Source organism: Streptomyces sp. NBC_00370 (genome assembly GCF_036084755.1).
In the GTDB taxonomy this organism is placed as follows: Bacteria; Actinomycetota; Actinomycetes; order Streptomycetales; family Streptomycetaceae; genus Streptomyces.
The window spans coordinates 3,116,892-3,129,506 of sequence record NZ_CP107968.1 but is presented as its reverse complement, the minus strand read 5'-3'; the positions used below and the strand labels follow the sequence as shown (position 1 = coordinate 3,129,506).

Below are 12,615 nucleotides of genomic sequence, written 5' to 3'. Positions count from 1 at the left end.
GTTGACCGACACGATCTCGTTGGTCGTGCTCGACATGGCGGGCACGACCGTCGCCGACGGCGGACTGGTGGAGCGCGCGTTCTCCACCGCCGCACAGAAGCTCGGCGTCGAGCCCGGCTCGCCCGACCACGACGACAAACTGGCCTACGTACGCGCCACGATGGGCGAATCGAAGATCTCCGTCTTCCGCCATCTGTTCGGTACGGAGACACTGGCCCAGCAGGCCAACGCCGCCTTCGAGGAGGCCTACGGCTCCCTCGTCGACGACGGTCTGATCGAGCCGGTACCGGGCGCGGCCGACGCCGTGGCGCGACTGCGGGAGGCCGGCCGTACGGTCGTGCTGACCACCGGGTTCGCCCGCGTCACCCAGGACGCGATCCTCACGGCGCTCGGCTGGCAGGACCTCGCGGCGCTGACCCTGTGCCCGGCCGACGCCGGGGGCCGTGGCCGCCCGTACCCGGACATGGTGCTCGCCGCGTTCCTGCGGACGGCGGCGGCCGACGGGGTGCGCCAGGTCGCCGTCGTCGGCGACACCTCGTACGACATGCTCAGCGGTGTCCGCGCGGGCGCCGGGGTCGTCGCGGGGGTGCTGACCGGGGCGCACGACGAGGACGCGCTGCGCGGCGCGGGCGCCACGGACGTCCTGGCGTCGGTCGCCGACCTGCCCGCGCTGCTCGACCGCAGGGACGGCACGCGATGACCGCCGCCGCGGTGACCACCGACCCGACGAACGCCGACAGCGGCATCCGCTTCGAGCGGGTGAGCGTCACGTACGGCACGCAGACCGTGCTCGACGGGTTCGACCTGAGCGTGGAGCCGGGCGAGGTGATGGCGCTGCTCGGCCCGTCGGGATCGGGCAAGACCACCGCGCTGCGGGCCGTCGCCGGGTTCGTCAGGCCGGCCGCCGGGCGGGTGTTCATCGGCGGCCGGGACGTCACGGCGCTGCCGCCGTACCGCAGGGGCATCGGCATGGTCGTCCAGCAGTACGCGCTGTTCCCGCACATGAAGGTCGAGGCCAACGTCGCCTTCGGACTGAAGGCGCGGCGCGACCCGAAGGTGCCGAGGTCCGAGATACCCGGGCGGGTCGCCGAAGCGCTGGAGCTGACCGGCATGGCGGCGTACGCGCAGCGCTACCCGCGCGAGCTGTCGGGCGGCCAGCAGCAGCGCGTCGCCATCGCGCGTGCGCTGGCGATCCGGCCGCGGGTGCTGCTGCTCGACGAGCCCCTGTCGGCGCTCGACGCCCGGCTCCGCTCCGGCATGCTCGGCGAACTGGCCCGACTGCACCGGGAGTTGCCGGACGTCTCGATCCTGTACGTCACCCATGACCAGGTCGAGGCGCTGACCCTCGCCGACCGGATCGCCGTCATGGACCAGGCCCGGCTGCGGGACTGCGGCACACCGCAGGAGCTGTACCGCACGCCCCGCACGGAGTTCACCGCGTCCTTCGTCGGCAACGCGAACCTGCTGCCGGTACGGGTGGCGGTGGGCGGCTCCGCCGTCACCTTCGCCGGCACCCGGATCGAGCTGCCGACGGGCACGGCGGCCGAGGGCGCCGCTGCGACCCTGTGCGTACGGCCGCATCTGGTCGGCCTCGGGGAGGGCCCCAACGCGCTGCGGGGCACGCTCGCCGAAGTGCAGTGGCGCGGCTCGACGCACCGGCTGTACGTGGACGTCGCCGGGCACCAGGTGAAGGCGGACGTACGGGAGCTGCGGGTCACCCCGGAGCTGGGGGACGACGTCACGGTGCACTTCGCCGCCGAGGACGCGGTGCTGCTCCCGATGGGCGAGGCCGCCGACGCGTCCAGGGGCGCGGCGGCCGCAGTCGCCGAAAGCGCGGCGGCGAGCGTCGGCGCGGGCGCGGGAGGCGGGCGCGATGTCTGACGTCACGTCCGCCGTCGTACCGCCCCCGCTCACCGACGTGTCACCGCCTGCCGCGCCACCGCCCGCCGCCCCGCCGCCTCCGGTCCGCGCCACCGAAAAAGCCCGGCGTCTGCTCTGGGCGCTGCCGCCCGTCCTCGTCCTCGGGCTGTTCTTCCTCTATCCGCTCGCCCTCGTCGTCCAGCAGTCCTTCACCCTCGACGAAGGCGGCCACTCCCTCCAGCCGTACGCCGACGTCTTCGCCTCCACGGCCTTCCGCGACGCGCTCACCACCACCGTGTGGCTGGCCGTGGGGTCCACCGCCGGCTGTCTTGTCCTCGGCTTCGTCCTCGCGCTCGTCATCGCCTTCGTGCCGTTCCGCGGCAGCCGCGCCGTCGCGCGCTTCATCGACGTCTTCCTCTCCTTCCCCTCCTTCCTGATCACGCTCGCGCTGCTGTTCGTCTACGGCACCGTCGGCATGGTCAACGGCGTCTGGACCGATGTCACCGGCGCCGCGTCGGGACCCGTCCAGTTCCTCACCACCCCCTGGGGTGTGCTGCTCGCCGAGATCACCTACTTCACCCCGTTCGTGATGCGGCCGCTGCTCGCCGCCTTCTCCCAACTCGACACCGCACAGCTCGAAGTGGCCTCCTCGCTCGGCGCGCGGCCCGCCAGGATCGTGCGCCGGGTGATCCTCCCCGAGGCGCTGCCCGCGCTCGCGGCCGGCGGGAGTCTGGTGCTGGTGCTGTGCCTGAACGAGTTCGGCATCGTCCTGTTCACCGGCGCCAAGGGCGTCACGACGCTGCCGATGCTCGTCTACAGCAAGGCCATCCTCGAATCCGACTATCCGGCCGCCTGTGTGGTCGCCGTCGTCAACGTCGCGATCTCGGTCGGTCTCTACTCCCTCTACCGAATGGTGAGCCGCCGTGTTGGTGCATAGCCGCGGCGGCCGGTGGACCGCCTGGGCCGTGTTCTTCGTCCTCTTCCTGCCCCTGTTCGCGCTGCCGCTGCTCGTCGTACTCGCGGCCTCGCTCGCCACCCACTGGTCCGGTGCCTTCCCCTCGGGGCCGACCGCCGCCAACTACAGCTCCGCCGTGCGCGGCGACTCGCTCCAGGCGCTCACCACCAGCCTGGTCACCGCCGTCGCCGCGAGCCTGCTCGCGCTCACCTTCGGGAGCTGGGCGGCGCTCGCGGGAGCCGCGCTCAAGGAGCGCGGCCGGCGGACGCTCGACGCGCTGTTCATGCTGCCGGTCGCCGTGCCGTCGGTGGTCGTCGGACTCGCGGTGCTCGTCGCGTTCAGCAAGCCGCCGGTCCTGCTCAACGGCACCCGGTGGATCGTGATCCTCGCGCACACCGTCCTCGTCACGGCCTTCGCCCACCAGTCGGTGTCCGCCGCCGTCACCCGGCTCGACCCGATGTACGAACAGGCCGCGGCCTCGCTCGGCGCGCGGCCCTCGTACGTGCTGTGGCGGGTCAGGCTGCCGCTGCTGCTGCCCGCTCTCAACGCGGCGGCCGGGCTCTGCTTCGCCCTGTCCATGGGCGAGTTGAGCGCCACGATGACGCTCTACCCGCCCGACTGGATGCCCCTGCCGGTGCGGATCTTCACAGCGACCGACCGCGGCTCCCTCTTCACCGGATCGGCCGTCGCCGTGGTGCTGATGGCCACCACGCTGCTCGTCCTCCTCGGCCTGTCCCGGATCAGAACCAGAGCCACGTTCCGCTGAAACCACGTACCGCTGAAATCACGTACCGCCGAGGCGGCTTCTCGCCGCTCGCACTCATGGGAGAACACAACGTCATGCGCACCTTTATCAAGCCGCTCGCCGCCGTCAGCGGCGGACTCGTCGTGGCCGCCTCGCTCACCGCCTGCGGCGGTTCGTCGGCCGCGTCCGACGCGAAGACCGTCACCGTCTACAGCGCCGACGGCCTCAAGGGCGAGAACGGCGACGGCTGGTACGACCAGCTGTTCAAGGACTTCGAGAAGAAGACCGGCATCAAGGTCAAGTACGTCGAGGGCGGTTCGGGCGAGGTCGTGCAGCGCGCCGTGCGCGAGAAGACCAACACCCAGGCCGATGTCCTGGTCACCCTCCCGCCGTTCATCCAGCAGGCCGACAGCAAGGGGCTGCTCCAGTCGTACGAGCCGGCCGGCGTCGACAAGGTCGGGGCGGGCGACAAGTCGGCCGACGGCAGGTGGACCTCGGTCGTCAACAACTACTTCGGCTTCGTGCTCAACAAGAAGGAGCTGACCACGCCGCCCACCACCTGGGAGGAGCTGCTCGACGCGAAGTACAAGAACAAGCTCCAATACTCGACCCCCGGGGTCGCGGGTGACGGCACCGCCGTCGTCATCCAGACCATGCACGACTTCGGCGGCAAGGCGCCGGCCATGGACTATCTCAAGAAGCTCCAGGCCAACAACGTCGGCCCGTCGTCCTCGACCTCCAAGCTGGCGCCCAAGGTCGACAAGGGCGAGATCCTGGTCGCCAACGGTGACGTCCAGATGAACTTCGCCCAGGCCACGTCCATGCCGAACCTCGCCATCTGGTTCCCGAAGAAGCAGGGGGCGGCCCGGCCGTCCACCTTCGCGCTGCCCTACGCGGCCGGACTGGTCAGCAAGGCCCCGCACACCGCCAACGGCAAGAAGCTCCTCGACTTCATGCTCAGTGAGCAGGAGCAGCGGCAGGTCACCTCGATCGGCGGCGGCTTCCCCGCACGCTCCGACATCAGGCCCACCGACGCCAACGCCACCGCGCTGGGCAAGCTCCTCGACGGCGTCGACGTCTTCCAGCCCGACTGGACCGACATCGACAAGAACCTCGACTCGTACATCGACGCCTGGAAGTCCGCCACCGGCAGCTGAGCCGCGGCTGTCCGCGCTGGTTAGGCTGGGCGTGTCGCACATGGTCGTCGCAGAGCGGAGAACACTTCAGTGGCAGAGCGCAAGCCGGTCGAATCCTGGCTCACCGACATGGACGGTGTCCTCATTCACGAAGGGGTTCCGATCCCGGGCGCAGCCGAGTTCATCAAGCGACTGCGCGAGTCGGGCAAGCCCTTCCTCGTGCTGACCAACAACTCCATCTACACCCCGCGCGACCTTCAGGCGAGGCTGTCGCGGATGGGGCTCAGTGTGCCCGTCGAGAACATCTGGACGTCGGCGCTCGCGACCGCGAAGTTCCTCGACGACCAGCGTCCCGGCGGCACCGCGTACGTGATCGGCGAGGCCGGGATGACCACGGCGCTGCACGACATCGGGTACATCCTCACCGATCACGAGCCCGACTACGTCGTGCTCGGCGAGACACGTACGTACAGCTTCGAGGCGCTGACCAGGGCGATCCGGCTGATCAACGGCGGGGCGCGGTTCATCTGCACCAACCCCGACGAGACGGGTCCCTCGGCCGAGGGACCGCTCCCCGCGACCGGCGCCGTGGCCGCGCTGATCACGAAGGCGACCGGCAAGGAGCCGTACTTCGCGGGCAAGCCGAACCCGCTGATGATGCGTACGGGGCTCAACGCCATCGGTGCCCACTCGGAGACCAGCGCCATGATCGGTGACCGGATGGACACGGACGTACTGGCGGGTCTTGAGGCCGGCATGGAGACGTTCCTCGTGCTGACCGGGGTCACGACGCCGGCCGACATCGACCGGTATCCGTTCCGGCCTTCGACCGTCGTTGACTCGATCGCCGATCTGGTCGATCGCATCTGAGCACGTCAGAGGCGCTTTTACGCTCCTGGGCCGATCCCTGCGGATGCGGAAACGGGCGGCGCGGGTGAATCTTCCTCTATCAGGAGGTTCACCATGCGTTCAAGATTGCTCGCTCTCCGTGCCGCAGGGATGATCGCCATACTCGTGGCGGCCCCCGCGATAAGCGTCACGGCCGCCCAGGCTCACGACGGTGTGAGCGTCACGGTCACCCCCTCGACCATCGCCCCCGGCGGCGAGGTCCAGCTCAAGGTCGACGGCTGCAAGAAGAACTGGGCGAACGTCTCGTCCGACGCGTTCGTCGCCGATGTGGATCTGTCCGGTGGCAAGAACCACGACAGGGACCACGGATCGCGGCTGCCGCTCTACGGCTCCGCCACCATCAGGTCTTCTGCCGACAAGGGCAGCTACGAGATCAACGTCAACTGTGACGGCCACGACCATTCCGGCGTCGGCAACGTCCAGATCGTGCACAAGTCGGACCATCACAACGATCACTCCGGGGACCACTCGTACCCGCAGCCCGTCGCTCCGGTCGGGGCAGGCGGTGGCGGTACGGCGACGCTGGCGTCCGGTGACCAGTCTGACAGCCGGTCCGACGCCCAGAATTCCGCCCAGGCGAGCGGTGCCGGGACCCAGCACGCCCTGATCGGTCTGGTGCTCGCGGGTGTGGCCGCGGTCGCCGTCGCCTTCAGGAGTGCGCGTCGCGAGCGTGCCGCCGGCCGGAACACGGACTGACGTGTCCGCCGGGAAGGGTGTGGCGGGATCCGGCCGGCTGATCACCGGTGTGGCCTGGGCCGTGCTGCTGCTGGGTCTGTGGCTGTGGGGACGCGGTGTCGCCGACGGCTCGGGCTTCGGCAGCTCGGCGCCGACCACGGGCGACGTGGCCGCTGTCGGCCGGCCGCTCGGGGTGCCGATGCCGCCGGCCAGGGCGCCGCTCGATCCCGCGAAGCCGGAGCGCGTGGACGTCCCGTCCATCGGGATCACCGCGCCTGTCGTCTCCCGCGGGCTCGACGCCGCGGGAGCCGTCGACCCGCCGCCGTTCTCGGCGCCGGGCACGGTGGGCTGGTACGGCCGGGGTGTGCAGCCCGGCGCCAAGGGCGCCGCACTGTTCGTCGGCCATGTCGACACCGAGACCCGGCCCGCGGTCTTCTACGGCCTGAGCGCCGCCAAGGCCGGCGAGAAGGTCCGGGTGACCAGGACAGACGGTTCCGTCGCCGAGTTCACCATCGACGACGTCAAGGTCTTCAGCCGTAAGCACTTCGACGCGAAGAAGGTCTACGGGTCGCACGACAAGTCGCGGGCCGAGCTGCGGCTGATCACGTGCGGTGGCACCTTCGACCGCAAGACGAACGAGTACACGGCGAACGTCGTGGTGTCCGCCTATCTGACGGCGGCGAAGACGTGACCCGCGAAGAGTAACTGCCCGCCCTTTCCGGGTGAGAGACCGTCCGTGCGGGGAATCCGATCCCCCGCACGGGCGGTTTTCGCCGCGCTCGGCCGCCCGGCGGGTGTGCCAGGATGAATGCGCCCGGTCCTGTCCCCGGGTGTCGAAGCGCCGAGGGGGAGTGGATGTACCGCAGGAATCCCGGTCGCCGCAGTGGGCGGACCGTCGCCCGGGTGGGGGCGGCCGTCGCCGCCGCCTCGGTGGTGCTGGTCTCCGGGTGTTCGTCGGGCGGCGACGACGGCGGTGACGGCGGAGAGCGGCCGCAGATCGGCCAGCGGCCCAAGGCGGACGATCCGTACTGGGTCAACCCGGACGGCAGCGCGGCCCGGCAGGTCGCCGCGTACAGCAAGAAGGACACCGACGACAGCGCCAAGAACGCGGAGCTGATCAGAAAGATCGCGGACCAGCCGGCCGCCGAGTGGATCGGCCCCGACAACCCCCAGGGCCAGGCCAAGGGGTTCACCGAAGCGGCGGCCAAGGCCGGCCGCGACGCGCTGCTGGTGCTCTACAACATCCCGCACCGCGACTGCGGCCAGTTCTCCCAGGGCGGCGCGTCGGACGGTGACGCGTACCGGAAGTGGGTCGACGAGGTCGCGAACGGCATCGGCGACCGGCGGGCGACCGTCGTCCTCGAACCGGACGCCGTGCTGCACCTGGTGGACGGCTGCACCCCCGACCAGTTCGGCGAGGAGCGCTACGACCTGCTCAAGGGGGCCGTCGAGCGGCTCAAGAAGCAGCCGGCCACAACGGTCTACCTGGACGCGGGGAACGCGGGCTGGCAGAGCCCCGACGCCCTGTACCAGCCGCTCCAGCGGGCCGGTATCGCGGAGGCGGACGGCTTCTCCGTCAATGTGTCGAACTTCTACCCGACGCAGGCCAGCCGCGACTTCGGCAAGAGCCTGTCGGCGAAGGTGAACAACAAACCGTTCGTCATCGACACCAGCCGCAACGGCAACGGCCCCTACTCCGGCGGCGATCCGAACGAGAACTGGTGCAACCCGCCGGGCCGCGCCCTCGGCGAGCCGCCCACGACGAAGACCGGCGACCCGCTGGTCAAGGCGTATCTGTGGATCAAGCGTCCGGGGGAGTCGGACGGCACCTGCAAGGGCGGTCCGAAGGCAGGCGAGTGGTATCCGCGGTACGCGCTGGAGCTGGCGCGCAACTCCGAATAGCGCTGCGCCCCAGTGAGTTGCCCCTGGGGCGCACCGCGAAGTCCGGCTTACGGCACGTTGACCCAGACGCCCTTCGACGGCGTCCCCTTGGCGTCCGTCACGAAGAGCATGTACCAACCGGACGGCACCAGCGCGCTGTTGTCCGGGACGGTCACCTCGATGCCCTCCGCCGTCTTCTTCATGTCCAGCGCGACCGAGCGCTGTTCGACGTCCGTCACGTGTGTGACGGCGCCGGGGCGCATCAGCCTGGCCGTCTTCACGGACGACGGGTCCTTGACCGTGAAGAGACCCGAGTCGCCGCGCTTGACCGTCTGCGGACCGCCCGTCACCTCGGGGCGTGCGCCCTGGAAGAGATACGGCGGGGTGTAGATCTCGATCCGCTGCTCGAAGACGCCCGGCTTGGTGTCGGCCTTGTCGGCGTAGAGCGAGTCCCCGCCGAAGACCAGCACCCGGCCGTCCGGCAGCAGCAGCGAGCCCGAGTGGTAGTTGCGGCCCACGGCTGGATCGGCGACCCGGGTGTACTTGTTGGTCTTCGGGTCGTACACCCGCGCCTGGAGGACGTTGGAGCCGCCGCGCCCGCGGTAGTCCGCCGAGCCGCCGGTGACCAGGACCGTGTCGTCGGGGAGCAGGGACGCGCTCGGGTAGCGGGTGCCCTTCTCCAGGGAAGGCCCGTCCGTGAACTTCGGATCCGCGTCCTTGAGGTCCACCAGCCGGGACTTGTCACTGGACTTGGCCGACTCGCCGACCCCGCCGCCGCCGATGACCATGAACTTCTGGTCCTGGGCGGGCGGCAGCATGACCGTGGCCGACGTCTCCATCCGGTCGGCGTCGCCGAGGCCCGGGATCTTGTCGAACTTGTTCGTCTTCAGATCCCAGATGCCGGGGTCGCGGCCGACCTTCGCCGGGCCGTAGCCGGCGTTCGAGCCGCTGTAGAAGAGTTTGCCGTTGTCCATCAGGAAGATCGCCGGGTAGGTGGGGAACTTCCTGATGATCCCGGTGTACTTCCACTTCCGGGTCTTCGGGTCGAAGATCTCGTCCTTGCCCGGCACGATCTGGCCGATCTCGTCCAGGCCGGAGAGGGCGAGGACCTTGCCGTCCTTGAGCGTGGTCAGCGTCGGGTACCAGCGGGCCTCGTTCATCGGGTCGACGGTGATGTACTTCTCCGCCAGCGGGTCGAACTCGTAGGCCTCCCTGATGCCTTGGAAGTCCTTCTTGTCCAGGGCGAGCTTCTGCGCGATGCCGTAGACGTTCCGCGCGTCGGAGCCCTTGAGGCCCTGGACGCGGTAGTTGTCCTCGGTGCCGGTCTCGTACTTCGTCCCTGACTTGCGGGCCTCGACGTAAATGCGGCCGAGACCCGGGTCGTTGCGGACGAAGGCGCCGGTCGTCTTGTCGAAGACCTTGGTGGCCTTCTCCACGAGGACGGGGTCCTTGGAGACGAACGTCTTGCCGTTCTCCTTGCCGGTGAACACGGTTCCCGCCGGGAGGGTGATCGGCTTGTCCGGGTCCTCGTTGTGGACGACCATCAGGCCGCCCGCCTTGGTGACGTCGCCCTTGAGCTTCTCGTACCGCTTGGTGCCGCCCGCCACCAGCAGGTTGCCGTTGGCCAGTTGGACATGGCCCGAGCAGAACATGTCCTTGGGCGTGGGGATCATCTTGTACGTGTTGGCCGCCGGGTCGTAGAGCACCGACTGGAACTTGCCCGCGTCGAAGTTCTGCTGGTTGTTGCCCGAGCCCGCGATCAGCAGCACCTTGCCGGTGTGCAGCAGTGAGGCGTGGATCGTATTGATCTTGAACTTGGCGGGGACGTCCAGGAAGTCCCAGTGGCCGTTTGCCTCCTTGTAGGAGGCCTGGTTGATCTTGTAGTGGTGGTACTGGTCCGAGCCGAAGCGGTACATCGCCGGGCCGTTGAACCCGGCCACGACCAGGACCACCGCCGAGACGATGGCTATCCGACGGGCGCGGATCTTACGGTGGTCGCGCCGGACGGGAGTCGCGCTCATTTCTTACGTCCCCCAAGGGAGATCTGGATCGTCTGTTCGTCGATGGATGCCGCAGGACTGCGCTCGTACCGCTCCCACGGATAAGCCTGCTGCGGGACGCGCGGCCCGGGATCCGGCTCGGCGGCATCCGGCGCCGGGGGTGGGAGCGCTGCCTTCGGCCGCTTGCGGTCCTGCCGCATGCTCCAGCGCCAGATCAGGATCGGTACGGCCGTGATCAGCAGGGCGAGCGAGGCCCAGGTGATCATGGCCGGGTGGCTGTGGCCGTTGAAGAACGACGCGGTCAGCGACCCGCCGAAGACCAGGATGAAGAAGAGGTGGATCCGGAACGTGCCGAAGAGGGTGTCCGGGCTGGACGAGTCGCCCTTCGGCGTCACCACGAACTTGCTCTTGCGGCGCAGGACTGCGTCCAGCAGCGAGCGGGCGTAGATCGGCGCCGACAGCGCCGACATCGCCATACCGGCGAGGCCGCCCGAGCCCTCGGGTTCGTGCGGGGAGACGTTGTGCCGGCGGTTCCAGATGTACAGGCCGATCTGGAGCGCCGTCGCGTTGCCGTACAGCATCATCCAGATCGCCGGGTCGATCTCGACACCCGAAGCGCCCATGCCCAGGAACAGCGCGCAACTCAGCGCGGCCAGGATCCAGTTGAGCGCCGACATCGGATAGAAGATGATCATCATCGTGTAGTTGAAGAGCTTGCCGACGGGCAGCGAGTAGAAGCCCTTCCAGTACTGCTTGATGATCGTCTCGTACGTGCCGCGCGACCAGCGCAGCTGCTGGGTGAAGAAGTCGGTCCAGGCGGACGGCCCTTCACCGACGGCCAGCACGTCGGGCGTGTAGACCGAGCGCCATTTGCGGCCCGACGCCGGGTTGGTGGCGCGGTGCATCTCGAAGCCCGTCGCCATGTCCTCGGTGATCGAGTCGTAGAGCCCGCCGATCTGCTGGAGCGCCTTGATCCGGACGGCGTTGCTCGTGCCGACGAACATGGGCGCGCCGTAGCGGTTGCCGGCCCGCTGGATCAGGGCGTGGAAGAGAAACTGCTGCGACTCGGCCGCCTTGGTGACGAACGAGTCGTAATTCCCGTACACCTGCGGTCCGATGACAAAGCCGACGTCCGGGTCGCGGAAGTAACCGAGCATCCGCTCCAGGTAGTTGGGCGCCGGTACGTGGTCGGTGTCGACGGAGGCGAAGAAGTCGTACGCCGAACCGTGCGCGTCGAGCCAGGCGTTGTAGTTGCCGTGCTTCGTCTTCGCGCGGTGCGCGCCCTTGGCCTGGTTCCAGTGCGCGACGCCCTTGCGGGTGAAGTGGTGCACGCCGAGCCGGGCGCAGACCTCTTTGACCGCCGGGTCGTCGCCCTCGTCCAGCAGCCAGACGTGCAGCAGACCGCGGTGCCGGATCCTGACCGCGGCCTCCAGCGTCTTCGTCACCATCTCCAGCGGTTCCTTGCCCGGCACGAAGGAGGTGAGGAAGGCGACGCGGGTGCCGGTCTCCGGCACGACGGGGATCGGATCGCGCGCGACCAGGGTCGCGTGCGCGTTCGACAGCACGTTCAGCGTTCGAAAGAGTTCGATCAGGCCGATCGAGACCAGCATGACGATGTCGAGCACCAGCAGCGTCGGGTTGTGCAGGTTCGGGTCGCGCTTCGTCCAGTGCTGAGGCTGCATCAGCCAGGCGAACAGGCCGAGCGAGAGCAGCGGCGCGGCGCCGAGCAGCAGGGCGGCGCGTATCCGGTGCGACTCCTGCGAGAGCAGCGAGCGGTACTGCACGGTGTACGGCTTGGCCGGGTCGGGCGTGGTCAGCGGCCCGGCGAGGCGGCTGTAGTGCTCGTAGTCGTACCGGGGGAGTGCGTCGGACTTCCGCTGCCGGTGCCGCGAACCGCCGTGTCCGAGCTGTGAGGGTATTCGGAGCTGGGTGGTCCGGGAAGAGTCGTTGTCCTGCCGGGCGCCCTTGGGCGTCGACGTCATGAGCAGTCCCCCTGCACGCATACGCGCTGCGTGATGGTCGGTCGGTTCACCCGGGTACGGCCCCCCTCAGCCACCGGCCCGGACGTCTCGGTGGCGGAGCCACCCCCGTTGAAGATAACGAAACGCGCGCCTCCGGTTGCATGACTCGCGTCACTTTGCCGGTCCGGCCGCGCTGCCGGCCGCAACGGACGAGGCCCCCTCACATCCCGTGAAGGGGCCTCGACTGTGCGTGCGCCGCCAGGGACTCGAACCCCGGACCCGCTGATTAAGAGTCAGCTGCTCTAACCAACTGAGCTAGCGGCGCCTGCTGACCTGGACAACTCTACCCGATCGGCAGGGGTGATCCAGCCGGTAAATGCTTGATGATGCCTGTTGGATGGTCTTTTATTACCTTTGATCCGTCAAAATGCAACTTGTCAGGACAGTTGAGACAATTACCCCGTGCAGCAGCTGTGGCAAAGGATCTTGATGA

The 12,615-nt window shown here is 69.0% G+C and carries 11 protein-coding genes and 1 tRNA gene; 9 read left to right on the top strand and 3 right to left on the bottom strand.

Annotation, left to right across the window (positions count from 1 at the left end; translation table 11 throughout):
- Position 1: 1 nt before the first annotated feature.
- The 9 genes from OHS57_RS13810 to OHS57_RS13770 all read left to right on the top strand — a co-directional run bounded on the left by OHS57_RS13810 (position 2) and on the right by OHS57_RS13770 (position 8,182).
- Positions 2–700: a phosphonatase-like hydrolase gene (locus tag OHS57_RS13810; protein ID WP_328582112.1), complete on the top strand. Its 699-nt coding sequence runs from the start codon at positions 2–4 to the stop codon at positions 698–700.
- Positions 697–1,881 (top strand): ABC transporter ATP-binding protein, encoded by a 1,185-nt coding sequence (locus OHS57_RS13805; protein ID WP_328582111.1) that lies wholly within the window; start codon positions 697–699, stop codon positions 1,879–1,881. The genes OHS57_RS13810 and OHS57_RS13805 overlap by 4 nt, the downstream gene beginning before the upstream one ends.
- Complete coding sequence (locus tag OHS57_RS13800; protein WP_328582110.1) at positions 1,874–2,797, top strand: 2-aminoethylphosphonate ABC transporter permease subunit; 924 nt, start codon at positions 1,874–1,876, stop codon at positions 2,795–2,797. Before OHS57_RS13805 ends, OHS57_RS13800 begins: the two co-directional genes overlap by 8 nt.
- The gene (locus OHS57_RS13795) at positions 2,784–3,581 is read left to right on the top strand and encodes an ABC transporter permease (RefSeq protein WP_328582109.1); all 798 of its coding nucleotides are present in this window, start codon (positions 2,784–2,786) and stop codon (positions 3,579–3,581) included. Before OHS57_RS13800 ends, OHS57_RS13795 begins: the two co-directional genes overlap by 14 nt.
- A 74-nt stretch (positions 3,582–3,655) precedes the next feature.
- Positions 3,656–4,717, top strand: a complete 1,062-nt coding sequence (locus OHS57_RS13790) for a 2-aminoethylphosphonate ABC transporter substrate-binding protein (protein WP_328582108.1) — start codon at positions 3,656–3,658, stop codon at positions 4,715–4,717.
- A gap of 69 nt (positions 4,718–4,786) precedes the next feature.
- Complete coding sequence (locus tag OHS57_RS13785) at positions 4,787–5,566, top strand: HAD-IIA family hydrolase (protein ID WP_328582107.1); 780 nt, start codon at positions 4,787–4,789, stop codon at positions 5,564–5,566.
- Between the two features lie 93 nt (positions 5,567–5,659).
- A complete protein-coding gene (locus OHS57_RS13780; RefSeq protein WP_328582106.1) occupies positions 5,660–6,301 on the top strand; it encodes a hypothetical protein in 642 nt (213 codons plus the stop codon).
- Between the two features lies 1 nt (position 6,302).
- Complete coding sequence (locus tag OHS57_RS13775; RefSeq protein WP_328582105.1) at positions 6,303–6,971, top strand: class F sortase; 669 nt, start codon at positions 6,303–6,305, stop codon at positions 6,969–6,971.
- A gap of 164 nt (positions 6,972–7,135) precedes the next feature.
- Positions 7,136–8,182, top strand: coding sequence for a glycoside hydrolase family 6 protein (locus OHS57_RS13770; protein ID WP_328582104.1), 1,047 nt, complete (start codon positions 7,136–7,138; stop codon positions 8,180–8,182).
- A gap of 47 nt (positions 8,183–8,229) precedes the next feature.
- Here OHS57_RS13770 and OHS57_RS13765 read toward each other — a convergent pair whose 3' ends face one another.
- The 3 genes from OHS57_RS13765 to OHS57_RS13755 all read right to left on the bottom strand — a co-directional run bounded on the left by OHS57_RS13765 (position 8,230) and on the right by OHS57_RS13755 (position 12,447).
- Positions 8,230–10,182 carry a galactose oxidase-like domain-containing protein gene (locus OHS57_RS13765; protein WP_328582103.1) on the bottom strand — a complete coding sequence of 651 codons (1,953 nt, stop codon included), beginning with the start codon at positions 10,180–10,182 and terminating at the stop codon, positions 8,230–8,232.
- Positions 10,179–12,143, bottom strand: a complete 1,965-nt coding sequence (locus OHS57_RS13760) for a glycosyltransferase family 2 protein (RefSeq protein ID WP_328582102.1) — start codon at positions 12,141–12,143, stop codon at positions 10,179–10,181. The genes OHS57_RS13765 and OHS57_RS13760 overlap by 4 nt, the downstream gene beginning before the upstream one ends.
- A gap of 230 nt (positions 12,144–12,373) precedes the next feature.
- Positions 12,374–12,447: transfer RNA gene (locus OHS57_RS13755), tRNA-Lys, on the bottom strand.
- Between the last annotated feature and the right edge of the window lie 168 nt (positions 12,448–12,615).